The organism is Ferruginibacter sp. (assembly GCF_028288465.1).
Lineage (GTDB): Bacteria > Bacteroidota > Bacteroidia > Chitinophagales > Chitinophagaceae > Ferruginibacter.
The window spans coordinates 242,211-268,144 of record NZ_JAQBNR010000053.1 but is presented as its reverse complement, the minus strand read 5'-3'; the positions used below and the strand labels follow the sequence as shown (position 1 = coordinate 268,144).

The following is a 25,934-nucleotide window of genomic DNA, read 5'->3' as shown; positions in this document are numbered from 1 at the left end:
GATCCCCGTTATGCATTGATGCTGAAAAGCCGCATCCTTGGCCTGAACCCGTGTAACGTAGAGATGATCTTTAAAACCATCAAACAATTCGGCGGACAATCACGCCAGGCGGGTGGCGTATGTGGTGTGGAAATGGCTTTGTGGGACATCTGCGGCAAAGCGTTGAACGTGCCGGCGTGGCAATTACTGGGTGGCAGGTACCGCGATAAAATCCGTTTGTACGCAGATACACCGGAAGCCAATTCAAGAGAAGAACAAATTAAACTGATTAAATACCGCACCGAAGAGCAGGGCTATACCTGGCTTAAAATGGATGTATCCATTGATGAATTGAAAGACATTCCCGGCACATTGGTAAACCAAAAATTCTGGCAGGATAAAGGAAGCCTTAAACAATGGCAGGGTGATTTTATGTCGTATGCCAATACACTGCATCCATTTACACAAATTCAGATTACTGACAAGGGGCTGGAGGAACTTGCCAAAATTGTGGAGAATGTACGGAGCATGGTAGGATATGACATTCCGCTTTCTACGGATCACTATGGCCATTTTGATTTGAACAATGGTATACGGCTGGGAAGGGCGCTGGAAAAATATCGCCTTGCCTGGATGGAAGACATCGTTTCCTGGCAACTGACCGATCAATGGAAAACCATGTCTGACGCCTTAGAGACACCGTTGCTCACAGGCGAAGACATTTACTTACTAAAGAATTTTAAACCATTGATAGACATCCACGCGGTTGACATCATTCATCCTGATTTATCAACCTCCGGCGGTTTACTGGAGACCAAACGCATCGGCGATTATGCGGAAGAGCATGGCGTTGCCATGGCCATGCACCAGGCAGGAACGCCCATTTCGTTTATGGCCAACGTACATTGCGCAGCTGCCACGCAAAACTTTTTGGCGCTCGAACATCATTCTATTGATTTGCCCTGGTGGGAGAGTTTGGTTAAAACAACCGATGGCCGGCAGCTGATTACAAAAGGTTTTGCCAATGTGCCGTTGTCTGCGCCAGGCCTGGGTATTGAGTTAAATGAAGAAATTGTAAAAAAACATTTGCATCCAAAAGATCAGAGTTTTTTTGCACCAACAACCGAGTGGAATGAGCTGCGTTCGCATGACAGGCTGTTTAGTTAGGTGGGGAGAGGTGGGTGGTGAGTTGTGAGTGGTGAATGGTGAGTGGTGAGTTGTCAATGGTGAATAGTGAGTTGCGAATTCCCTTAATCACTAACTGATTACTAACCACTGACCATTCACGGAAGTCTTCTTAAGACGTTAGGCTCTACACTCACTGCTCACAACTGACCACTCACTCGTGAACGGCCGCCTGAACGGCCTGCCCCAATTATCATAACCAATAAATTATTTATCCTCAACTTTAAAAATGTATGATCACTAAAAAAATAGCTTTTCTCATTGCGTTTGTGTTTTTTAGCACTTACATAAATGCACAGCAAATCGGCGCTTCGCCTGAATATGTAAAGGCACTTACCGCCCAATGGAAAGGAGAACGCTTTGCCGATGGTCGCCCGAAGGTTGCTGACATTTACCTGGAACGTTTGCAGGAGGCTACGCTGGAACAGATCTGGGGCTTTTTGGGAAACAAAGGATTTCGCAACCAGGTAGAAAAAGACTGGATCATTCTGAAGCCGGGTGAAACCATGGTGGGCAGAGTAGTGACAGCGCAGTTCATGCCTTCCAGGCCCGACCTTGATTCGCTGGTAAAACAGACTGGGAGGGCAGAAGGCCGCTCGCAAAAAGGTGGCATCAATATCTGGCCCATTGATATTTTAACCAAGGGAGATATTTATGTAGCAGATGGTTTCGGAAAAGTAAAAGATGGTACGCTGATAGGATCAAGCCTGGGCAATGCGATTGTGGGCAAAACCGGTAAGGGTGTTATCTTTTACGGATCTGTAAGAGATATGCAGGAACTGAAAGATACCAAAGGGTTTAATGCCTGGGTTAAAGGACATGATCCGTCTTACATCAAAGACATGACGCCCACCTCTATCAATGCACCCATCCGCATTGGCCAGGTGACTGTGTTCCCCGGGGATGTGGTGTTTGCCAACGAATATGGCGTTGTTTTTATTCCTGCATTTTTGGTAGAAGAGCTGGTGCACAATGCTGAACTGACCGGCTTAAGAGATGAGTTTGAAAGATTGTTGCTGCAACAAAATAAATATCCCAGCGGGCAAATTCATGGCGATTGGAATGATGCGATTAAAAATGAATTCCGGGCCTGGTTTGCTAAATATCCTAAGAAGCTCGCGATTACTTCAAAAGATATTGAGGCCTATCTTGAAAAAGAAGGGCATTGATTTTAACATGACTTACCCCAATGATTTTGTAAAAATTGAATAATGAAATTAATCACCGCTGTTGTTGTATTTCTTTTTATAAGCGTTTGCTGTAACAACATTTTGATGGCACAAACCATGTCTAAAGAAGAATTGATTTTTCTTACTTCAGAATGGAAGGGAGAGCGCTTTGCAGACGGACGGCCGAAAGTTGCAGATGATTTGCTGGAAAGAGCAAAGCACATCAATATTGATGATGCCTGGACCGTATTAAAAAATGAAGGTTATGTGAACCAGTTTGAAGGTGGATGGAAGATGGTGAAAGAGGATGTACCTGTCATCGGCAGAGCCGTAACGGCTATGTTTATGCCCAGCCGGCCAGATGTGGAAAAGAATATCAAAGCACGGGGAATCAGCCGGGATGGAAGAAAAGGAAATACCAATTCGTGGCCTATTGAAACACTGGTAAAAGGAGACGTATATGTGGCAGATGGTTTTGGAAAGATTGGTGGCGGCACTTTGATGGGCTCCACGCTGGCCACTTCTATTTTTAGTAAATCAGGAAACGGTGTGATTTTTAATGGCGCCGCAAGAGACTTGCAGGAAATAAAAGAGATGGATGGTTTTAACGCATTTGTACGTGATTTTCATCCTTCATTTTTAGAAGAAATGGTGCTGATGGGATTGAATACCCCTATTCGTATCGGTAACGTTATGGTATTGCCGGGCGACCTTGTTATTGCAAGGGGAGAGGGTGTATTGTTTGTTCCGGCACATTTGGCAGAACAGGTAATTAGTACCGCAGAGTTTGTTATCCGTAAAGATAAATTTGGTTTTGAAATGGTGAAAACAAAACGCTATTCCACCGGGCAGGTAGATAGCCAGTGGACAGATGAGATAAAAGCGGAATTTTTAAAATGGCTTGATCTGCATCCTGAACTGGGTAAAATGACAAAGGCAGAACTGGATAAATTAATGAGCAAAAGAACCTGGTAATTTGCGGCCGGCTAAATAAAGTAAATTTTGAAGTAAAATATAATGATACTTACCTGCTGATGGAAAATACAATCGCAAAGCGCAGATGGATCCGGCTAATTCCCATTGCTTTTATTACCTATAGTCTTGCCTATCTTGACCGGGCCAACTTTGGTTTTGCTACGGCCGGCGGCATGGGTAAAGACCTTCATATCACCGCCGCTGCTTCTTCCTTACTGGGTTCGTTGTTTTTCCTGGGTTATTTCTTTTTTCAGATTCCCGGGGCCTTGTACGCCGCCAATCAAAGTGCCAGGAAATTAATTTTCTGGTCATTGATATTGTGGGGCGGGCTGGCTACCGCAACCGGTCTTATCAGCAATGTAAATGCACTGGTCGTAATCCGTTTTATGCTGGGTGTTGTGGAGAGTGCCGTGATGCCGGCAATGTTGATTTTTTTAAGCCGGTGGTTTACAAAAACCGAACGTTCCAAAGCCAATACTTTTTTAATTTTAGGCAACCCGGTAACGATACTATGGATGTCTGTTTTATCCGGCTATTTAATCAGGTCGGCCGGCTGGCGGTGGATGTTTATCCTGGAAGGATTGCCTGCTATCATCTGGGCTTTTTTCTGGTGGCGGCTGGTAAATGATCAGCCTGCCGATGCCAAATGGCTAACAGCAGGCGAAAAAGAAGCACTGGCCGGGCAATTGCTGCTGGAGCAGGCGGACATCAAACCGGTTAAAAATTATGCCGCGGCGTTTCGTTCCAAAACGGTGATTTTACTTTGCCTGCAATACGCCTGCTGGAGTATTGGTGTATATGGTTTTGTGATGTGGCTGCCTTCCATTATCAACGCAGCACCCAACAGCAATATCGTTCATACCGGATGGCTTTCTGCCGTACCTTACCTGCTTGCTATCATCAGCATGCTGGCGACATCTTATTTTTCCGACAAAATACTTCGAAGGAAAATTTTCGTATGGCCGTTTCTGTTAGTTGGTGCCATTGCTTTTTATGGTTCTTACCTGGTAGGCCCAAATCATTTTTGGATATCCTTTATTTTACTGATCATCGCCGGCGGTGCAATGTATGCACCGTACGGGCCTTTCTTTGCCATCATTACAGAAATTTTGCCGGGGAATGTTGCCGGCGGAGCGATTGCTTTAATCAACAGTTTCGGTGCACTGGGATCCTTTGCAGGAGCTTATTTGGTTGGATACCTCAATGGAAAGACAGGCAGCTTTAATGCGTCGTATATTTTTATGGCAGGCTCTTTATTGCTGGCAGCCGTATTAACACTTGTAGCTGTCAGGAACAAAAAAGTGTAAACACGTCAAACCGGCATCGTTAGGCGATGCCTTGCGGTTCTAATTTATTGTCAATAAATATATCCAGCAGGTTGAGTACAAAATTCAGTTTGCTTTTATCGATGGTATCCAGTAGCCTGGCCTTGTCGATAAAAGGCTCATCCCGCCTGTCATTGGATGTTAACGGCAGCAAAAAAACCTCTACCGGAACTTTAAATATTACTGCCAGTTTTTCCAGCATGGATAATGGCAGATCAACGTGCCCGTTTTCAATAAGGGAAAGTTCTTTTGTTTTGATGCCCAGTTGAATTGCCAGGTCTTTTTGTAAAATGTTTTTTTTCTTTCGCAGTTCAATAATATTTTGGGCAACCAGGTTTTGTAAGCCCCTTGTTTTAATCTTATGCATACAACCGTTTTAAGCAGATAAATAATGAAGTTTTTTTTTTGTAACAAAAAATAATGCAGGATGAAACAATAGCGTTTCATCCTGCAAAGAATATTAATCCATTTCCTGGCCTAATTTTCTATATCCCAAATAAAAGAACAATGGAAACACCAGCAGCGTGAGTACAGTAGCGGTAATCAAACCTCCAATTACCACTATGGCCAACGGCTTGGATGTTTCCGAACCAATGCCATGCGACAGGGCAGCTGGCATCAGTCCAATTGCAGCCATCAGTGCCGTCATCACAACCGGTCTTACCCTTGTTTTTACACCCTCAATAATGGCGGTTTCCAGTGAGTGATGGGTGAACTCACTTTTTTTAATTTTTTGCAGGTTGTTTTTAAATACCGTAATGAGAATTACACCATTCTGTATACAAATACCAAACAATGCAATAAAGCCTATACCCGCTGAGATGCTGAAATTAGTTCCGGTTACCAACAAGGCGGCAATACCGCCGATGATGGCAAAAGGTACATTTAACAATACCATGCCCGCATCTTTTACATTGCCAAACATGATAAACAATATCAAAAATATCAGCAACAAACTGATGGGCACTACCTGCCCCAAACGTTTGGTAGCTCTTTGCTGGTTTTCAAAATCGCCCGCCCACTGCATTTCATATCCCTTATCCAGGTGAACTGCTTTATCTACTTTTTGCTGCGCTTCCGCAATCGTACTGCCCATATCGCGGCCACGAACAGAAAACTTCACCGCACTGTATCTGCGGTTATCATCCCTGAAAATAATACTGGGGCCGGTAAGGCGCTGAATGGTGGCGATACTTTTAATTGGAATCTGTGATCCGCGAAGGGTAGGGACCATTAAATTACTGATGGCTTCTGCATTATCGCGGTAGCCTTCTTTGTACCGCAGCCGTAGCTGAAACTTTTTTTCACCTTCATAAATTTGTGAGATGGCTTTTCCTCCTATAGCCATTTCTATAATGGCATTGGCATCTGCCGTGGTTACACCATACAAGGCCATTTTATTCTGGTCAAGATCTATCCTCAGTTCCGGCTGGCCAATGTTCCTGATTACACCCAAATCTTCAACCCCTTTTATGTCTTTCATTACAGCGAATACTTCGTTGGCTTTTTGTTCGGTATAAGATAAGGTGTCACCGTAAATCTTCACTACCAGCGATCCTTTTACACCTGACACGGCTTCTTCCACATTATCCATAATGGGCTGCGAAAAGTTTAAATCAATACCAGGGAAAACCGCGAGTTTTCTTTGCATTTCATCCACCAGCTGCTCTTTTGAAAGGCCGCTTTTCCATTGCTTTTTAGGATAGATGTCTACGTGAAATTCGATGTTGTAAAAGCCGGTAGCATCGGTTCCGTCATTGGGCCGGCCGGTTTGCGACATCACCTGTTTTACTTCCGGAAACTGACGGATTAGTGCCCGCATTTTATTGGCAATATCCCGGGAATCATCCAGAGAAACACTTAAAGGGCAAGTGGCTCTTATGTAGATAGCTCCTTCATCCAGTTCAGGTAAAAATTCTGTACCAAGAAATTTAAAGAAGAATAAACCTACCACCACCAATGCACCGCCAATAAGTAAAGTGATGCGCTTATGATGATAGGTCCAGGAAAACATTTTCATGATACCGTTCGTCAAAGCTTCTGTAAAAGGATTGTGTTTTTCCTTTACGTTTTTGCGTAACAAAATACTGCTCAGTAATGGCACGAGTGTGAGTGTTAGCAGCAGTGCTCCCAGTAATGCAAAACCAAGTGTCCAGGCCAGCGGCGAAAACATTTTGCCTTCTACCTTCTGGAATGAAAAAATGGGTAACAACGCAGCGATTATAATCAGCTTGCTGAAGAAGATGGCTTTGCCCAATTCGCCGCCAGTGTTTTTTATAATACCCAGTTTAGACAACAGGTTGAAACGTTTCATTCCGACATCATGTGCCTTGCGATCCAGTATTACAAAAATACCTTCCACCATTACTACAGCTCCGTCGATGATGATACCAAAGTCAATCGCTCCCATGGAAAGCAGGTTGGCGCTCATTCCTTTTAAGGTTAAACAAATGAATGCAAACAGCAGGGCCAGCGGAATAACAATCGCCACTATAACAGTCGTTCGCCAGTCGGCCATAAAAAGAAATACAATTACGGTCACGAAAATGATCCCTTCCAGCATATTGTGCAGCACTGTTTCTGTAGCGAAATCAATCAGGTCGTTGCGGTTGTAAAATGTATTGATTTTAACATCAGCCGGCAGTATTTTTTCGTTCAGGTAAGTAATTTTAGCCTGTACCCGTTTGATGACTTCACTGGGATTTTCTCCTTTGCGCATCACAATGATGCCCTCTACCACATCATTTTGTGCATCCCTGCCTACCTGGCCCAACCGGGGCAGTTGCGAAATGTCGACATCTGCTACATCCTTTACCAGTATGGGAGTTCCGTTAATATTGGTGACAATAATATTGCCGATTTCTTCCACGTTATTGAGTAGTCCAATACCCCTTACAACATAAGACTGAGAATTGTCTACTATCACATCGCCGCCTACATTGATATTACTTTTTGCAGCGGCCGTGTATACATCCAGCGGTGTGATGTTATAAGATGCCAGCTTTAACGGATTCACTTTTATTTCATAAGTTTTTACTTCACCGCCAAAACTTACCACATCGCCCACGCCCGGCACACCGAGAAACTGCCGTTCAATTACCCAGTCCTGTAGTGTCTTCAATTCTTTTACTGTTTTGGAATTGCTGGTTAATGTATAACGAAATATCTCACCGGTTGGTCCGGTAGGGGGCTGTATATTAGGGGATGCATTTTCAGGCAGATCAATATCTCTCAGCATATTGTTTACCTGTTGCCTGGCGAAGGCATCATCTACATCATCTTCAAAAATTATTTTTACAACAGACAATCCAAATACGGTGGTGGAACGCACCGATGTTTTTTTCTGGATCGGATTCATGGCTACTTCAATCGGTATGGTAACAAATTTTTCTACTTCTTCACCGCTGCGGCCAGGCCACTGTGTGATGATAGTGATCTGAGTATTGGTAACATCCGGAAAAGCTTCTATCGGAATATTTCTGAAAGAAATAACGCCCCAGATGATTAATACAATGGTAGCAAAGAATATAAACAGCTTATTCTTTAAAGAAAAAGCGATGACTTTTTTGATAGCTTTAAACATAGTGTGGTTGATTATTTAGTGATCAATGCCTGGTAAAGAAATACCTGCGAGTTGGTAACAACCTGTGCGCCTTCTGCCAGGCCGGAGATGTAGGCTTTGTTATCAATCCGCCGCAGCAGGTTCACCTCCTGCACTTCCAGCTTATTATCTTTTTTTACCACCACATAGTTTTTACTGTTGTCCATCACAATGGCGTGTGCCGGAATAGAAAGCCGACTTGTTTTTCCTTTTACGTTTACGGTAACGGTCGCAAACATTTCGGGTTTTAAAACAGTGCCCGGGTTATCCATGCTGATGCGCACTTTCATTGTTCTTGTAGCAGGATCCAGCACGTTGTATATTTTATCTATTTTACCCGCATATTCTTTTTCTGAATTGGCAAGGGTGTTCACTTTTACCATGTCACCCAGGTGTATATTATCCATATCCGCTTCGTACACATTCGCCATTACCCAAACGTTGGATAAATCGGCTATGGCAAATAAATCGGTATTGTTATCAGCCCTCACTTCGGAAGCATTGGTGATATTCTTTTCTATAATAAAGCCATTTAAAGGCGCCGTTACGGTGTAGGCCGAACTTTTGCCGCCGGTAATGGCAGACACTTCCTTCACCCTGTTTAACTCAGACAATGCTTTGTTGTAACTAATTTTGGCGGTGAGGTAATCCTGTTCGGTGGCCAGTTTGCTTTCATATAAATCCTTGCTTGTCTCCATGGCTTTTTTGGCCATGGTAACATTCGATTCTGCATTGGAAAGATCATTGGTGTAGCCGGCTACTTCTGTACTTTTAATCACAGCCAGTACCTGGCCTTTATGTACATAATCTCCCAGCTCCACTTTCAAGGCAGTCACCCGGCCGCTTACCAGGGAAAATACTTTGGCCTGTTTGTTTTCGTTCGCTTCAATTTTACCATTCAGTTTAATGATATCACTTGCATCTTCCACTATGACTGGTGCTGTCTGTACGTTTTTAACCAGGCTGTCTGATATGGCCGGGATCGCTGCGGCAGCTTCTTCCTTATGACCTTTGCAGGAAATAAAAAAAACAGAGAGCGTAATAAGTGCAGTAATAATTAATGCTTTCATTGTATTGAATTAATTGTTTAAGATGGTTTTACCGATGGTAAAATTCAGGGTTTCGATGGCCTGCATTTTTTGATTTTGCAGCTCATTAATTTGTAAAATATTATTCTTGTATGATTCATTGAAATCTGTAAACTCAATCAGGCTGATATTTTTCTTTTTAAAATTTTCAGAAACAGCTTTTAACAAATTTTCAAATTCATCCCTGAATGCCGGGTCAATTGACTGCAGCATTTTGTCTGTATTCAATGCTTTTGTGTATGCCGATTGCACTTCGTTTTCTACCGTAAGTCTTTGTTGATTCAGTACAACTTTACTCTGATCGATACTGATTTTTGCAGCTTTAATATTGCCCTGGTTGCGGTTAAAAAACGGCAGGTCGATAGCCACATTAAAGAAGGAGGCATTGTCTACAAAACTGCCGCGTTTATCAAACTGGGCGCCCAGCGTGATATCCGGCTTTGCTATGGCTTTTTGTAAGGCCAGGTTTTGCTGGTTGTACAACAGGTTATTTTCTGCAAGCTTCAAATCGAACCTGTTCTCATAGGCCGTATCAACCAAATCAGGCAGCTTCATTTGTTTGAAGGAAACTGCCAGTGCATCATTTTTTTCTACCGTGGAAACAAACCAGGTTTTATTATCCTGTAACAATATTTTCAGCTCTGCTTCTATGTCATTTAACTGGTTCTGTAATCCGTTTTGTTCAGCTTTTAAACTATACAGCAGGGATTTAATACGGATTGCATCTTTGAGGGTAACAACACCTTTTGTTTTTAACGCTTCGTAAGATGCGCTCAGGCTTTCTAAAGAGGCAATCTGATTGTTATAGGCACTGATGGAATTTTGTAGGTAATATGCGTTGTAAAAATTACTTCTTAAAGAAAAACGCAGGGTTCTCAACAGGTCAAAAAAGCGATTTTCACTAAGCCGGGTGCTGGTTTCAGCCAGTTTTATTTCTTTATTTCGCTTGCCGGCTACCCTTATTAATTGTTGCAGACCAATAATGTACTCGCCGGTTTTATTGCTAACATCTGCGATTTTTTTATTCTGCGGATTGTAAATATTGCCGTTGAATGAAAAGTTGGGATTGCTGTATAACCTGGCTTGTATCACCTGTGCCATGGCAATATCAATATTGTACTTTTCTGCGAGGAGGTCCAGGTTTTTTTGAAGAAACTGTTTTTCTGCTTCAGGAAGGGTTATGCGCAATGTATCCTGTGCATGCAGGCGCAGGCTGGAAAATAACAGCATAACCAACAGGCTGGTTAGCCATTGGCTTTTGTGGTTCATGTTAAAATGATTAATAAAAAATAACGTTCAGGAATATTTCTGCCTGACGATGGTATAAAGTACGGCGATAACTATAGAATTTGCAAGCATCCTGACCAGTGTCAGAAAAGCAGCATTTCAATTATATGGATAATAAATCGGGAGGTGGGCTAATAATATCCATTGAGATTGATCGAAAGTTGCGTTCGTCGGTATGATAAAAAACAGGTGGAGAAACTGATGAGACTATGGCAGGCTCAGGAGCAAAATAACATTGCTGAAAATTGCATTCAACATTTTTTACCAGGTGAAAATTTTGACCGTTATCATCATCTTCATCATCTACGTGGTGATCGTAACCCAGAGCCACCTGGAAATATTCGATCACACTGTTAACATCATCCAGCTGTTTACCGCTGGAATCATACAAGTCATCTTCCGCAATCTGCGGAAGAAACATGGATGCGTTCATGTGACAGACTAACAATATAAATATGAAGAACCTTTTCATTGAGGAGGCAAATGTATAGGATATAAAATCCGGAGATTGTTTACCGGATGTTAATCAATTCAATGAATTGTTTCCTGGATGTTAACGGCAATTTGGAATTTGCTTTACAAGCCCGGTATAAAAGAGAGGTATCGTTTTTATTTAAAGGAGAATGATGATTTTAATTGATCCAGTTAAATTCGTATTCAAGTGGCGCTTTAATACCACGGCCTGCCACTTTTCTGAAACGTTCAGGAAGCGCCATCAGGTAGTCCCTGGCCTTTTCTCCATGTTCATCCAGGTTAGATATATTACCTATATTCCAGTCAATTAAAAGAGAGTCTAAGATTTCCGTATAGTCCCAGCTTGTATATACACCGAGACGTTGGGCCGCATCACTGAAGTGGGTAAAGGTGGTACCAATTGCTTCTCCAGCCTGGCGAAGGAAATGGGCGGGCATTACAATTTTTTTGCGCATCATATATTCAAAGGCAATCATCATTTCACTGGGGTCTACCTCAAATATGCCTGAGACAAAACTCTTGTAAGCTTTTGCATGTCTTGCTTCATCTGCAGCAATTACACCGCATATTTTTGACAGCTGAAGGTTACCATGCTTTTTTGCAAGGGATGCAGTACGGCGGTGAGAAATATTGGTCGCCATTTCCTGGAAGGAAGTGTATACAAAATTTTTATAAGGGTCTGTGCTGGTGCCTATATCAAAACCATCCGCAATTAAATACTGTGTACTGATTTCCATCTGGCGCATATTAATACGGCCCGATAAATAAAGGTATTTGTTCAACAGGTCACCATGCCGGTTCTCTTCTGCTGTCCACATTCTAACCCATTTAGCCCATCCCTGCGGATCATGCTTTGTAATGCCTTCAACATCCATCAGCCAGCTTTCGTAGGTAGGCAATGCTTCTTCTGTAATTACATCCCCAACCAATACAGCCAGGTAATCATAAGGAAGCTCTTTGCATTGTTCCTGTAATTCCTTCACCTGTGCGGTAAAGTTTTCTGAAGAACTATCTGGTAAAAAATCAGTGGGCTGCCAGTTGGTATCTATTTTTTTTAAAAACTCATCAATTATACTATCAATTTTTTTTCCCAAAAAATTCATTACCTCAATTCTGCTTTGCTTGTGTTTATTCATGACTGGTTGTAACAATACTTATACTAAAAGGTTGTGGTTGTAATAAAGAAGGTGTAGCGATAAAGGTACATGTTTTTAGAGAGACTGCCTGTATGTTTCATCTATTTTTACTGTGCAGGAACGTTATTGGAAAAGGTTGTTATAAAATCAGCTATTCATTGTATACATCTGCTAAATGCCATATTTTCTTTTTATATCCCTGTCTGTTTCACGTTCTTTTATAGTCTCTCTTTTGTCAAATATTTTTTTCCCTTTACCAAGACCGATCTCCATTTTGAAAATACCCTTATCGGTTAAAAAAATTTTTAAAGGAATGATGGAGTAGCCTTTTTCCTTTGTTTTTGCTTCCCATTTACGAAGCTCCCTTTTGTTAAGCAGTAGCTTTCGTTCCTGCAGCGGGGGATGATTATTATATGAACCGAAGGTATACTCAGAAATGTGAAGGCTCTTTACATACAATTCACCTTTGTCAAAATAACAATAGCTATCATTGAAACTTGCTTTGCCACCGCGAAGGCTCTTTATTTCGGTGCCGGCAAGCACAATGCCTGCTATGTATTTATCTTCAAAAAAGTAGTCGTGATATGCCTTTCGGTTGCTGATTTCCAATCGTTTATTTTTTGCAAAAATAACGATTAAAGCAGACTGATGTGCGCTGAAACTGGCATATGTCCCAATATATTTTACAATGTAAAGCACTTTTTGCTGAGAAGAGAGCTTGGGCTTATATTCTCAAGGTATTCCTTTGCATGAAATAATGAAATCTGGTTTATCAACTGGCATTTTTTGCAATTCATCAACCTATTTTACCGGCTATAACAATCTAAAAACGCCGGATTCTTTACTTTAAGCTGACTATCAATTAGTTAAGATATTGCATACTATTAAATACAAACTATTACTATAAAATAAATGGTACTTTATATTGCATAGTACTAAAATTGTCTTTATCTTTGCTTTATCAAATCAAACTAAAAACAATTAAAATAAAAAGTCATGAAAAAGTTCATTTTCGCCGCCTACGTTGCAGCTTTATCATTAATGGTTCCGGCAATTTTTATTGGTTATTTATATACCAGTCCGGAAAGTACCGATAATACAAAAAGCGTGTCTGATGTAAAAAAACAGCCGGTTCAATCAGCCAGTATCAACAAGGAAACAAGTTATAAACCGGGATTAGTTTTTGTTTTAAGGGGAATTTAAGGCATACAGATATACGGCATTTAACAAATGTTTCAGCGTTTTTATCGATCTGGAGCTTTCGAAAAGACAAATTGCCAAAATATTGCCCCGGGAATAACGAACGTGACTGGAAGTGGGAATTTATTGAGGAACATCTGTTCATTGTTCTCTTATTTGCCACAGCATCAAATAAAAAAGGGCCAGGATAGAAATCCAGCCCCGTTTAAATCCAATATCCTATGAAAAACCGAGACAAATGTAGAGACTATGCCGGATATAAAAAATACCCTAAATAGGGTATTTTTTACAATAATAAACTCATTCGGCGCTACTTTATTTGTTTGTGCTGTTTCTTTAATATAAAAGCCGCAAATAAAATATTTGACTGTTACGGTCGGTAAAACCGGGGTAGTCGACCAGTTATACCTTTATAAAGCAAATAGCAGGCATCTCTACTTTTTTAAAATCATTGGTTAAAGTATCAAAATAGCGGAGCAAAACTATACCGTCGGCTCCAATGCCGGTAATAACCAGCTGAATATTTTTGTTGGCCTTAAATGCTACCACGTCACCAATTTCAAACAGATTGTTCATGAGAAATTTTATTGGTAAGGTAGCCAATTTTATGCATTGTAAACTCAATATGAGGAAGCAAATACATAAATCGCTACTAAATCACCAGCCTGGCACATTCAAAAAAAATATTTCGGTAATGGCGTGGTTCGCCCGTTGCTTTAGTATGGTTGCGGAAAATTCATATTAATGACCGAAATCTCATTAATAGATGGGTACTTCATTTGGGAGAAGCCATTCTATCTAACAAAAAGAAGGTGATTATTGCCAAACATACAATAGATTTCGTCGCAGTTTTTTTGCCGTTCATCTCATTTACATGTCATTAATTTTTTGCAGGAAATACTTTTGTAGAAGCAGAGTCATCATATTGTAAATATCTGGCAGTAATAGGTTGCGTTCTTATGATTGAAATACGGTCGTTTTTTTTAAAAAATACAATTTTAAAGTATCGCGATATCAGATTAGTATAGCAGCTAAGTTTTGGTGAATACTTTTCCCGGCGTTTTTTTAAGCGCCGGGTTTTTATTTTTAGCCCTCATGGTAAAATTATCCATCTGGGTCAAACGCAAAAAAGAGCAGTCCTTTCGGACCACTCTTTTACTTTATGTACTATTTAAATCGGGTAATTGTATTTAAAATTCACATTTACCACTTAGGCCTTAGGTGTTTTCTTTTTCTTTGTTGTGGTACCGGATTTTGAACCAGCTTTTTTTTTCGTCTTTTTAGTTTCGCTTCTTTCAGTTGCCGGAGTTAATTCTATAAACTGACCATTTTTCAATTTGACACTTTTACCACCCGGGTATTTTACCATACCATCAGTTGTAACAGTAGCACCGCTTTCTAATTTATAATCTTTGTCAAGTGCAGATGTCTCATTGTTTTTTACAATCACCATCTTATCATCCTTCATCATTACCCTGTCGGTTAAAGTTGTAGTATCACTTGTTTTACTATCGGTTCCTGCCGTGGCAGTTTTAGAACTTGCTGAGGTATTATCAGTCGTACTTCCAGTTTGCGAACCTGGTTGCTGAGCAGTGGTACCCATACTATCAGTTTTCATGTTACCACTATGTTGTAAAGTGCTGTCTGTGTTTGGCCATGTTTTTTTATTGACAGAATCTTTAGGCCATTGTCCTTTCGAGTCAAAACCAGTTGTATCCTTTTTATTCCACGAACTGTTGCCTGGTACCGTATCGCGATTATTGTTTGGCGGAAAATTATTTTTCCCGGCAGTAGTGTCCTGTGCAAAAACAACAACACCAAACATCATTGCTACGTATAAACTAATTGCTTTTTTCATTTTTTTTGTTTTTAATTAAAAATCTGTTTGTCTGTAATTTTTTTATGATCTTTCAATCTTGTTATCATTACTGTTCCCTGTAATTCAAAAACCAAACCATTTAGAAATTAACTGGAATAATTAATCGATTTGTGGAATCGTAACTCCATGTGGGAAAATTTAGAGACAAAAAGGGGCAATAAGCAGGACTTTCGAAACAATCTAAGGATCAGGCAGTTGCCAGCTTAACACAGTTCGATACTTGCGATCGGAATATACAAATAGGGTAGAAAATCAAAATTATGTTAAAGCAGGACTGTTTTTTTCTTAATGACTTTATTCATCGGATAGACTAGTTAAACCGGTTAAAACAATCTTGTCATCATCATAAAAATTTTGTCGCTTCAAATTTTAGAATGGCGTTTCTCTTTTCATGATACAAGCCGATCATTATACATACAATGAATAAATATGCAGGCATTCTTTTTTATCAATATATTTATGCTCCAAATGAACAATTATTATCACCATTATTTATTCTTCCATAAAATCTACAAAAATGACACTCTCAAGAAGAAAATTTTTAGTAAAGGGTTCCCTGTCGCTTGCAGGAACGATGCTCTTATCCAACCAGCTCTTTGCTGCTCAGACAGCTGGGGCTGCAATGGTAGGTATACAACTGTATTCTGTTCGGGATGAAATGAAAGCAGATCCTTTGGGAACACTGAAGCAACTTGCCGCAATGGGATATAAAAATGTAGAACATGCCAATTATGTTGACAGGAAATTTTACGGCTATTCTGCAACCGAATTCAGAAAAGTACTGGATGACCTTGGTTTGAAAATGCCGAGCGGTCATACAGTAATGGCAGACAAACATTGGGATAACGCGGCCAAAGATTTTTCAGATTCGTGGAAAGAGACCGTAGAAGATGCCGCGGTGTGTGGACAGAAATATGTCATCAGCCCGTGGCTGGATGAAAACCTGCGCAAAAACTACGATGACCTGTTAGGCTTCCTGGATATATTTAATAAGTCTGGCGAACTTTGCCAAAAGTCGGGAATGAAATTCGGTTACCATAACCATGATTTTGAATTTAAGTATTCATTAAATGGTAAGAAAATATATGATATCATACTGGAACATACCGATCCGAAACTCGTAATTCAACAAATGGATATTGGCAATATGTATGGTGCAGGCGGAAGGGCACTGGATATTCTAAAAAAACATCCCGGCCGTTTCGAAAGCATGCACGTAAAAGATGAAATAAAATCCGCTGCAAAGGGAGAGATGGACAGTGAATATGAGAGTACGATTTTAGGAAAAGGAATTTTACCAGTCAAACAAATTGTTGACCTGTTTAAAAAATCCGGCGGCACGACCGAATTTATTATTGAGCAGGAATCTTACCAGGGAAAAACACCGCTGGAATGTTCCAAAGAAGACTTAAAAATAATGAAGAGCTGGGGCTACTAATTTTGCCTGGTTGTAACTTTTTATTTTAATTTTTAGCCCCGGTATTACCGGGGCTATTTTTATGACATACGCTTTCATAATATTATTTACGCTCTAATTTTATCAGGGTTGTTCTTCCTTTCTTTAAAATCATCACATTGCCGGTTACCGAATATTTGTCAACATCATATAATGCACTTAAAAACGTTGTCTCAAAAGGAACATCCGGGCAGCCTGCTAATTTGCCTGACTGCGCTACAAATTTTATTTTACCACTGCTGATAATATAGGTTCCATTGATATCATTGCATCCGCCAAAACCACGGTATTTCTTTCCTGCCGGTTCAAATATTAGGTGTGCATTTTTAGATGGATTCCCTGTGATCTGTACCGGCACTTCTTTTAATTCAGTTAATACCCATCTGCCAATGGCCCAATTATTATCTGGCGCTAATTTCGGGCTGCAGGAAAATAGCAATACAGCGACTGCGAACAATAGACATGCTTTCATAGCAATTTATTTTTTATCTAAGTTAATTAAATCACGCGGTTTTAAATGTAGGTTTTTAATAATTCAATTGCACTTGATGTTGTACTGGCTTTCAACAAAAAAATGAATGAAGCGGCCTGTATGTTTTTATTAAATTTGATTTATCTTCCTGCTAAATTTTAACATGGCTAACCGAAGAACTTTTATACAACAAATAGGATTGATGGCAGGCGCCTTTTCTGCAAACAGTTTATTCAACCAGGCGCATGCTGCTGAGTTTTCTGCCGCAAGTCAGCGGATACAGGCACTCGCACCTGGCGATGCTGCCGCAGATGAAGATTACTGGAGTATTATTCAACAGGCATTTACGGTAAGTCCTAATATTACCAATCTTAACAATGGCGGCGTAAGCCCATCACCAAGGGTTGTACAGGAAGCGGTAGCACGGTACAATAATTTAACTAATGAAGGCCCGTCATATTTTATGTGGAGGATACTTGACCAGGGCAGGGAGCCGGTTCGCGAAAAGTTAGCTGCGCTGGCGGGTTGTGATAAAGAAGAAATTGCCGTTAACAGAAATGCGACAGAGGCTTTGAACACGGTTATATATGGCTTGTCGTTAAAAGCTGGTGACGAGGTAATTGGAACCAAACAGGATTACCCCAACATGATCAACGCCTGGAAACAAAGGGCCATCAGGGAAGGAATTATTTATAAACAAATCAGCTTTGTGTTTCCGATAGAAGATGATGACACAATTGTAGCTGCCTATGAAAAAGCCATTACACCCAAAACCAAAATCATTCATGTAACACATGTTATCAACTGGATCGGGCAAATAATGCCGGTAAAGAAAATCAGTGAGATGGCGCACCGCCACGGAATTGAAGTGATTTGTGATGGCGCCCATTCTTTTGGACTGATGGATTATGCAATCCCTGATTTAGGTTGTGATTATTTTGGCACCAGTCTGCATAAATTTTTAAGTGCTCCCATTGGCAGTGGTATGCTGTGGATAAAAAAAGAAAAGATAGAGAAGATATGGCCGCTGGTGTGTAATGATAAACCACAAGGAACTGATATCAGGAAATTTGAAACGTTGGGTACCAGGAGTTTTCCGATAGAGCAGGGGATAGGTGAAGCATGCAATTTTCAAATGGCGATTGGCAGCAAACGAAAAGAAGAACGCATCCGTTATTTAAAAAATTACTGGGCTCAAAAAGTAAAGGATATTCCTAAAGTAAAGATTCATACATCTTTTCAGGCGGCTTATAGTTGCGCTATTTGTGGTGTAAGTGTAGATGGAATGACGCCGGGAGAACTGGAAACTGCATTATTCAATGATTATAAAATTCATACCGTAGGAATAGTTTGGGAAAATGTAAGCTGTGTGCGCATAACACCACATGTATACACCCGTTTGCAGGACCTCGACAAGCTTGTAAAAGCAATTGGAACGATCGCTTCAAAAAAATAAGCCCCGCATAATTTTCTATTTGAACAACGCAGCAGATAAACTTTAAGGCTGCAGCATGAAATATTTTAAACTCAATTTTGAAACCCGCCGGCAATAAAAATATTCAGCTAATTATTGCAGGAATTTTCTTTGCAATTTTATGGCCTTCTGCTTCGGTAACCACCAAAATAGCATTGCAGTTTGCACAGCCTTTTACGATTGCAGTGATTCGTTTTTTCGCAGGTGGTGTAATCATGTTGTTGTTTGCGCATGTTGTTTTACAACAACACTTACCTCAGCAAAATCAATGGAAACAGTTGGCTGTGTACGGCTTTATGAACATCACCATTTACCTGGGTTTATATGTACTGGCCATGCAGCATGTTTCGGCCGGGCTTGGGTCGCTGGCAACTGCCACCAATCCGGTTTTTATCAGTTTAATAAGTGCCCTGTGGTTCAGACAAAAACTAAAGCCAGTCATTTTAATTAGCCTGTTACTATGTTTTACGGGTGTTATCATTGCGGCTTACCCGCTTTTACTGCATAGTTACGCCACTCCTGCAGGCCTGTTATTGCTGATAATAAGTATGCTGTCTTATTCTGCCGGAGCAATTTATTTTTCAAAAAATAAGTGGCAAAATTTGCATACGCTTACCATCAATGGCTGGCAGACCATTTTAGGTGGTGTCTTTCTGTTGCCGTTTGCTATTTATTTTTATGATGGTACAAAAAACAATTTTGCGCCTGCTTTGATAGGTTGTATTGTATGGCTTGCAATTCCCGTTTCCATTGCTGCAGTGCAGTTATGGCTTTTCCTTTTAAGAGATAACCCGGTGAAGGCGTCCTTCTGGCTTTTTCTTTGCCCCGTAGCGGGCTTTGCATTGGCAGCTTTATTGATGAAAGAGCCGTTGAGCTGGTACACCCTGAGTGGTGTATTGCTCGTTGTTGCCGGTTTATATCTTGTTCAGAAAAGAAAATAAAATTGTGACGTAATCGTCGCAATGATAATTACAGTGTAGAAAAACTTATCTCCAAATGTTGACACATACGGCAAAGGCTCCACGCGAATTTAATTAATTTGAAAAAGACTACTTACTTCTGATAGCTTCTACTGCGTCCATTTTAGCAGCTCTTGAAGCAGGGAAAATGCCGGCCAGTACACCCACTACCAAACAGATTACTACGGTGCCTATTAAAAGAGGGATGGAAACGAAGACAGGAAAATCAAACATTTTGGTAAATACCATCGTAAGAATATAAACGAGTAATAAACCGATGGCACCGCCCATCAGGCAGAGCATGGCGGCTTCGAGCAAAAATTCAAACAGTATGCTTGAACGTTTTGCTCCTATAGCTTTTTTAAGACCGATCATACTGGTTCTTTCTTTTACGGTTACAAACATAATATTGGCGATGCCAAACATGCCTACGATAAGGCTGATCACTCCAATCAACCCACCTACAATATCCACCGTGCCAAACAAACCACTGATGGCTTTACTGAATGCCTCTACACTGTTTAGTGAAAAATTATCTTCCTGCGTCGGACTCAGTCTCCTGATTTGCCGCATGGCGCCCTGCAACTCCACACTTAGTTGTGTAGGTGTAACATTGGGTTTTCCTTTGGCAATTAATACCGGGTTACTAAAATCTTCTGCAATAATCTGGCGGGCAAATTTGTAAGGCAGCATTACACAGTTATCGTAATCCCAGCCAATAAAATTTTTACCTTCTTTTTTTATTACACCAACAATGGTTACTTTTTTACCTTTTGTTTCAAAGGCTTTGCCCAGTGCCCGTTCTGCATTGCCATATAATTTTTCGGCGTTGTCAAATCCAATTAATCCAACTGCGCTGCCACTGTTAAATTCTGCATCTGAAATAAAACGGCCGAAAGCGAAAGATATCGGTTGTACTCCCATCTGATCAACGGTTATACCATATATGGAAGCGTTATCGATTACATCATCATTATAAGAAATACTGCCGCCCGAACGCATCAGAAAACTGATATTTTCCACCAATTCGGAGCGTTGCTTTAATAGCGCCACTTCCTGGTACTTCATGGTTGGTCTTGCACGGTATTTCCAGTAGGGTCGATCAGGGCCACCACTGTATTCCCATTTATCTATATAAATGGTATTGCTACCTAGGCTGCTTACTTCGTTCTGGATATTGTGCTCCAGGCTGTTTACAGTAGCCAATACACCAATGATGCAAAAAATTCCAAAGGCCACACCTGTAAGACTAAGGCCTGTCCTCAATTTATTGACCCTTAACTCCTGCAAAGTGAGCCGCAAAGAATTGCCAAGAATTTGAAGTGTTTTTTGCATACTCCAAATGTACAGCTTGGAATTGTATTCCATATCAAAAATTGATAAATGGCGAAAAGCTGGCTTTATTTGTATGTATAGAGTAGCATTAAAACCGGAAGAAATTGTCTCAAAATAAATGCAGTTTTTTGTTTTCAACAATAATTATTTGATGTTGTATACAGATTGCTTTCACTATTTTTATAACAATGGAAAGTTTTCAAATTGTAATTTTTATAATGGCAATCCTGATAGGTTTATCATCCATTGCCGATAAAATAAAATTGCCTTACCCGATATTGCTGGTAGGTGTAGGTTTGGTGATAGGCTTTGTTCCGGCCTTGCCGGATCTGGCGATGAACCCTGAAATTGTGTTCCTAATCTTTCTTCCACCTTTGTTGTATGATGCTGCATTTAAAACATCCTGGCATGAATTTAAAACAGCCATCAGGCCCATCTCTACCCTGGCAATAACACTTGTATTTTTTACCACCATTACAGTTGCCGCTGTAACACACTGGCTGGTGCCTGGTTTCGGCTGGCCGTTGGCATTTGTGTTGGGGGCCATAGTTTCTCCGCCGGATGCAGTTGCTGCCACAGGTATTATTAAGGGACTTGGGTTAAATAAAAGAGTAATAACGATACTGGAAGGGGAGAGCCTGCTGAATGATGCGTCGGCCCTGATTGCCTACCGGTATGCGGTTGCAGCGGTTACAACCGGTGTATTTGTATTTTGGAAAGCAAGCCTTGAATTTTTATGGGTCGCAGGCGGTGGTGTGGTTGCCGGCATCGCAATTGGTTACCTGTTTATCCTTGCTCATAAAAAAATTGCTCATAACCCTGTAGTAGAAACCAGCCTTACTTTGCTGGCTCCCTACCTTGCTTACTTACTTGCGGAGAAGCTGCACATTTCGGGTATCCTTTCTGTGGTATGTGCAGGACTAATGGTGACCTGGCGGGCTCCGGAAATATTCAGTTACCAGACAAGAATGCGTACAAGGGCAGTGTGGGACACCGTGATTTTTTTACTGAATGGCATTGTGTTTATTTTGATAGGCCTGCAGTTACCGCTTATAATCAATAACATCAAAGGATATGCTTTTATGCAATTGCTGGGGTATGGCTTACTCATCAGTCTCGCAACAATTGTTGTTCGCATTGTTTGGGTTTTTGCAGGCGTTTACAACCAAAAACTCTTTTCGTTTAAGAAGAAAAAAATTATAGAACATGCTGTGCCCGCCGAAACGCCTGGTGAAATACCGTGGAAGAATGTACTGATTGTTGCCTGGACGGGTACGCGGGGCGTAGTATCGCTGGCGACCGCACTGGCACTGCCTTTAACACTAAATAACGGTCAGACCTTTCCCTATCGGAACGTAATTTTATTTTTAGCGTTCGTTGTAATTTTTATTACGCTGGTTGTACAGGGATTAACTTTACCATTGCTGATAAAGATACTGGGCGTGGAAAAAAAGATGACTTTTCATAAAGAAGATAAAGAACTGGAATTACATATGGCGCACCAGGTGGTGGATTTTATTGAAAAAGATTTCCCGGTTCCGCTGGAACCTAAAATGACAAATCAGTTAAAGAAAAGATACGACGTACTTATTGACAAACTGAGTAAAGAAATTTCGCACATTGACAAGCTAAAAAGGCCGGTACAAAATAAGCTGGCAACACCAATGGGGCAATTATTGCTGGCACAGCTGGAGATCACCAAATTTCAAAGAGAACTGCTGATAAAGTTTCATAAAGAAGGCAGCTTTAGCGACGATGCAATCAAACATGCCGAGCGTGAACTGGATGTGGAAGAAATGCGATTGAATGGGTTAATTGATAAAAATGAAAAGTAATACACTGAATTAAAAAGCAACTGGCCATCACAAACCGGTTATTAATTACTGCACGATATTGTAGATTAAAAAAAGCTAACAAAACGAAACTGACTTTTATGATGAAGACACTTACCACGCAGGCAGGTCCTTTCTATACAAAATTGGCCATGATTTTAATTATCCTTATTGCCGGCGGATATTTATGTATACTGGGTAAAGAAGTGTTAAGTCCCTTGATATTTGCGATGCTGATAGCCATTGTGTTGTTGCCCATCGCCAGTTTTTTAGAACGACGTTTTAAATTTCACCGGAGTGCCGCGGCTGGTGTTTCCGTGGTATTAATGATTGTTTTTGTTGGTTTGATTTTTTACATGGTAGGAGCGCAGATTGCTGACCTGGGTAGTGACTGGCCTCTGTTTAAACTACAACTGGCTGCATCACTTAAGGATTTTCAGCACTGGATCAGCTCCACATTTCATGTGAACATGGCTAAGCAAATGGCCTATGTAAATTCAGCAACTTCTGACTTGCTCACCGAAAGTACATCGGTAATTGGTGCTACGGTATTGTCTGTTTCTTCTATGTTGCTGTTTTTGGTTTTTACCATGATCAATACTTTTTTTATGCTTTTTTACCGCAGGCATATCGTACGTTTTTTGGTGGTTGTTTGCAACGAAGAAAATGCCATGGTGGTGTATGATATTATAGCCCAGGTACAGTATATCATCCGTAAATATATTGTTGGATTATTGCTGGAAATGGCCATTGTGGCAACTGTACTTTGTATTGTTTTTTGGTTGCTGGGTATTAAGTATGCAATGCTGCTGGGTATCATTACCGGGCTTTTTAATATCATTCCTTACATCGGTATTTTTACCGCTTTGCTGTTTAGCATACTGGTAACTTTTGCTACGGCTGCCGGTACTACCAAGATTTTACTGGTGTTGGTTGCCGTGGTAATTATGCATTTAATTGACAGCAATGTATTGCTGCCGATGATTGTGGGCAGTAAAGTAAAAATAAATGGCCTTATTACTTTGCTAGGCGTTATCATAGGCGAAATGATGTGGGGCGTTCCGGGTATGTTTTTATCTATACCGGTTATTGCCATCGCAAAAATTGTTTTCGACAGAGTGGAAAGTCTGCACCCGTGGGGATTTTTATTGGGAGATGAAAAAGATGAACAGCAACCGCCTCCATTAAAGGCGGAAATTGCGGCAGAAACGAATACCAATCCTGAATGACGACTGCTTTTTTCCATTGATATGATTTTATTTATTGTAAAGGCTCCGGCTTTGTCTACGCTTTAATCAAAGCTCAGCCTGTATTGCTGTTGAAGGGATTGCGACGCAACGATGCTGCTACAGGGCACTTCAGCCGGTATCGTTGTTTTTTTATACTGCTTTTGCTTAAAGATTTATCAAACCGTACCTTTGCGCCTCAAAATTATAAACACAAATTCCCTTGCGGGGATAGGGCATGAAGTACAGCAACGAAATAAACAGGCGCAAAACATTTGCAATTATATCTCACCCGGATGCCGGTAAAACTACGCTTACAGAAAAATTTCTGTTGTTTGGGGGCGCTATTCAAACCGCAGGAGCGGTTAAAAGCAACAAAATAAAGAAGCATGCCACCAGTGATTTTATGGAAATTGAACGCCAGCGTGGTATCAGTGTGGCAACCAGTGTAATGACCTTTGAATATGACGGTCACTTGATAAACCTGCTGGATACGCCCGGCCATAAAGACTTTGCGGAGGATACTTACAGAACTTTAACTGCAGTGGACAGCGTGGTGCTGGTGATTGACAGTGTGAACGGGGTAGAGGCGCAAACAAGGCGCCTGATGGAAGTAATTGCCATGCGTAACACGCCTGTAATTGTATTCATTAATAAAATGGACCGGGATGGTAAGAACAGGTTCGACCTGATGGAGGAAATTGAAAATGAACTGAAGATCCAGTTGCATCCTATGACTGTGCCGATCAATAGCGGTAAAGATTTTAAAGGCGTTTATGATCTGCATGAAAAAAGCCTGGTACTGTTTGCAGCCGGCACCAAAGCAACCGGTGAAGAAGTGGTAGAGATAAAAGATTTGAACGACAAAATTCTGGATGATAAGATAGGGGAAAAAGACGCCAACACTTTACGGGAAGATGTGGAACTGATTGATGGTGTTTACGGCGAATTGAATACGGCCGATTACCTGAGCGGAAAAACTGCCCCGGTGTTTTTTGGCAGTGCTGTAAATAATTTTGGTGTAAAAGAGATGCTGGACACTTTTGTCCGCATTGCACCAACGCCCCGCCCGCGGCATACAACTACCCGGGATATCGATCCTGAAGAAGAGAAATTCAGTGGTTTTATTTTTAAGATTCACGCCAACCTTGATCCCAAGCACAGGGACCGGATCGCATTTTTAAGGGTGTGCAGCGGCAAGTTTGAACGCAGTAAATATTACAATCATGTCAGGCTTGAAAGAGATCTGCGGTTTAATAATCCTTACAGTTTTTTGGCCCGTCAAAAAGATATTATCGAAGAAGCATTTCCGGGTGATGTGGTAGGTTTGTTTGACACTGGTAACTTTAAAATAGGGGATACATTGACTGAAGGAGAAAAGTTCTACTTCACCGGCATTCCATCCTTTAGTCCGGAAATTTTTAAAGAGGTAGTGAATAAAGATCCGATGAAAACCAAACAGTTAGAGAAGGGGCTTTTGCAGCTGACAGATGAGGGCGTTGCGCAGTTATTTACACAATTTGGCGGTAATAAAAAGATCATTGGTTGCGTGGGCGAACTGCAATTTGAAGTGATACAATACCGCTTGTTGCAAGAGTACGGCGCTTCCGTACAAATGAACAGTCTGCCCTTTTACAAGGCCTGCTGGCTCACCAGTAAAGACCCGAAAAAGCTACAGGATTTTATCAAATTTAAACAGGCGAATATTGCAGAGGATAAGGATGGTCACCTGGTATACCTGGCACAAAGCGAATGGTTTTTAAATACCGAAAGACAAAATAATCCCGATATAGAATTTCATTTTACCAGTGAGATACATAAGTGAATTTGAAGGTTTTTTTGCTGGTTAATTGCTTTTCAAGTTAACCATCTCTTGTTTTTA

At 40.9% G+C, this 25,934-nt stretch carries 22 protein-coding genes; 11 read left to right on the top strand and 11 right to left on the bottom strand.

Annotated elements, in window-relative coordinates; all coding sequences use genetic code 11:
• From JWR61_RS21255 to JWR61_RS21240, 4 genes are all read left to right on the top strand, one after another.
• The coding region (locus JWR61_RS21255) for a mandelate racemase/muconate lactonizing enzyme family protein (RefSeq protein WP_301929715.1) at positions 1-1,146 on the top strand (1,146 nt) is incomplete at its 5' end.
• Positions 1,147-1,397: 251 nt separating this feature from the next.
• Positions 1,398-2,333, top strand: coding sequence for an RraA family protein (locus tag JWR61_RS21250; RefSeq protein WP_301929714.1), 936 nt, complete (start codon positions 1,398-1,400; stop codon positions 2,331-2,333).
• A 42-nt stretch (positions 2,334-2,375) separates the two neighbouring features.
• Positions 2,376-3,308, top strand: a complete 933-nt coding sequence (locus tag JWR61_RS21245; protein ID WP_301929713.1) for an RraA family protein — start codon at positions 2,376-2,378, stop codon at positions 3,306-3,308.
• A 59-nt stretch (positions 3,309-3,367) separates the two neighbouring features.
• Positions 3,368-4,615: an MFS transporter gene (locus tag JWR61_RS21240; RefSeq protein ID WP_301929712.1), complete on the top strand. Its 1,248-nt coding sequence runs from the start codon at positions 3,368-3,370 to the stop codon at positions 4,613-4,615.
• Positions 4,616-4,634: 19 nt separating this feature from the next.
• Here JWR61_RS21240 and JWR61_RS21235 read toward each other — a convergent pair whose 3' ends face one another.
• The 7 genes from JWR61_RS21235 to smpB all read right to left on the bottom strand — a co-directional run bounded on the left by JWR61_RS21235 (position 4,635) and on the right by smpB (position 12,828).
• A complete protein-coding gene (locus JWR61_RS21235) occupies positions 4,635-5,000 on the bottom strand; it encodes a helix-turn-helix domain-containing protein (RefSeq protein WP_301929711.1) in 366 nt (121 codons plus the stop codon).
• A gap of 93 nt (positions 5,001-5,093) precedes the next feature.
• Complete coding sequence (locus JWR61_RS21230) at positions 5,094-8,216, bottom strand: efflux RND transporter permease subunit (protein ID WP_290338526.1); 3,123 nt, start codon at positions 8,214-8,216, stop codon at positions 5,094-5,096.
• Between the two features lie 11 nt (positions 8,217-8,227).
• A complete protein-coding gene (locus JWR61_RS21225; protein WP_301929710.1) occupies positions 8,228-9,304 on the bottom strand; it encodes an efflux RND transporter periplasmic adaptor subunit in 1,077 nt (358 codons plus the stop codon).
• Positions 9,305-9,313: 9 nt separating this feature from the next.
• Positions 9,314-10,591 (bottom strand): TolC family protein, encoded by a 1,278-nt coding sequence (locus JWR61_RS21220; RefSeq protein ID WP_301929709.1) that lies wholly within the window; start codon positions 10,589-10,591, stop codon positions 9,314-9,316.
• A gap of 121 nt (positions 10,592-10,712) precedes the next feature.
• Positions 10,713-11,042 (bottom strand): hypothetical protein, encoded by a 330-nt coding sequence (locus JWR61_RS21215; RefSeq protein ID WP_301929708.1) that lies wholly within the window; start codon positions 11,040-11,042, stop codon positions 10,713-10,715.
• 199 nt (positions 11,043-11,241) lie between these two features.
• On the bottom strand, positions 11,242-12,219 hold the full coding sequence (locus tag JWR61_RS21210) for an acyl-ACP desaturase (RefSeq protein WP_301929707.1): 978 nt from the start codon (positions 12,217-12,219) through the stop codon (positions 11,242-11,244).
• Positions 12,220-12,390: 171 nt separating this feature from the next.
• Complete coding sequence (gene smpB / locus JWR61_RS21205) at positions 12,391-12,828, bottom strand: SsrA-binding protein (RefSeq protein ID WP_301929706.1); 438 nt, start codon at positions 12,826-12,828, stop codon at positions 12,391-12,393.
• A gap of 387 nt (positions 12,829-13,215) precedes the next feature.
• On the opposite strand from smpB, the gene JWR61_RS21200 reads away from it, so the two are divergent.
• The gene (locus JWR61_RS21200) at positions 13,216-13,422 is read left to right on the top strand and encodes a hypothetical protein (protein ID WP_301929705.1); all 207 of its coding nucleotides are present in this window, start codon (positions 13,216-13,218) and stop codon (positions 13,420-13,422) included.
• Positions 13,423-13,821: 399 nt separating this feature from the next.
• On the opposite strand, the gene JWR61_RS21195 is transcribed toward JWR61_RS21200, so the two are convergent.
• Both JWR61_RS21195 and JWR61_RS21190 read right to left on the bottom strand, forming a co-directional pair.
• Positions 13,822-13,995 (bottom strand): hypothetical protein, encoded by a 174-nt coding sequence (locus JWR61_RS21195; protein ID WP_290338519.1) that lies wholly within the window; start codon positions 13,993-13,995, stop codon positions 13,822-13,824.
• 634 nt (positions 13,996-14,629) lie between these two features.
• Entirely contained in the window at positions 14,630-15,277 is a 648-nt protein-coding gene (locus JWR61_RS21190) for a DUF6799 domain-containing protein (protein ID WP_301929704.1), read from the bottom strand.
• Between the two features lie 538 nt (positions 15,278-15,815).
• On the opposite strand from JWR61_RS21190, the gene JWR61_RS21185 reads away from it, so the two are divergent.
• Positions 15,816-16,736, top strand: coding sequence for a sugar phosphate isomerase/epimerase (locus JWR61_RS21185; protein WP_301929703.1), 921 nt, complete (start codon positions 15,816-15,818; stop codon positions 16,734-16,736).
• A gap of 82 nt (positions 16,737-16,818) precedes the next feature.
• Here the strand turns inward: JWR61_RS21185 and JWR61_RS21180 are convergent, their stop codons facing one another.
• Complete coding sequence (locus tag JWR61_RS21180) at positions 16,819-17,226, bottom strand: META domain-containing protein (RefSeq protein WP_301929702.1); 408 nt, start codon at positions 17,224-17,226, stop codon at positions 16,819-16,821.
• A gap of 163 nt (positions 17,227-17,389) precedes the next feature.
• Between JWR61_RS21180 and JWR61_RS21175 the strand changes: the two genes are divergently transcribed.
• Positions 17,390-18,682 (top strand): aminotransferase class V-fold PLP-dependent enzyme, encoded by a 1,293-nt coding sequence (locus JWR61_RS21175; protein ID WP_301929701.1) that lies wholly within the window; start codon positions 17,390-17,392, stop codon positions 18,680-18,682.
• Positions 18,683-18,759: 77 nt separating this feature from the next.
• Positions 18,760-19,641: a DMT family transporter gene (locus JWR61_RS21170; RefSeq protein ID WP_301929700.1), complete on the top strand. Its 882-nt coding sequence runs from the start codon at positions 18,760-18,762 to the stop codon at positions 19,639-19,641.
• A 108-nt stretch (positions 19,642-19,749) separates the two neighbouring features.
• Here JWR61_RS21170 and JWR61_RS21165 read toward each other — a convergent pair whose 3' ends face one another.
• Positions 19,750-20,994, bottom strand: a complete 1,245-nt coding sequence (locus JWR61_RS21165) for an ABC transporter permease (protein ID WP_290338512.1) — start codon at positions 20,992-20,994, stop codon at positions 19,750-19,752.
• Positions 20,995-21,182: 188 nt separating this feature from the next.
• Between JWR61_RS21165 and JWR61_RS21160 the strand changes: the two genes are divergently transcribed.
• From JWR61_RS21160 to JWR61_RS21150, 3 genes are all read left to right on the top strand, one after another.
• Positions 21,183-22,829, top strand: a complete 1,647-nt coding sequence (locus JWR61_RS21160; RefSeq protein ID WP_301929699.1) for a Na+/H+ antiporter — start codon at positions 21,183-21,185, stop codon at positions 22,827-22,829.
• A 98-nt stretch (positions 22,830-22,927) separates the two neighbouring features.
• Complete coding sequence (locus JWR61_RS21155; protein ID WP_301929698.1) at positions 22,928-24,055, top strand: AI-2E family transporter; 1,128 nt, start codon at positions 22,928-22,930, stop codon at positions 24,053-24,055.
• A gap of 235 nt (positions 24,056-24,290) precedes the next feature.
• Positions 24,291-25,877 (top strand): peptide chain release factor 3, encoded by a 1,587-nt coding sequence (locus JWR61_RS21150; RefSeq protein WP_290338509.1) that lies wholly within the window; start codon positions 24,291-24,293, stop codon positions 25,875-25,877.
• Positions 25,878-25,934: the final 57 nt, after the last annotated feature.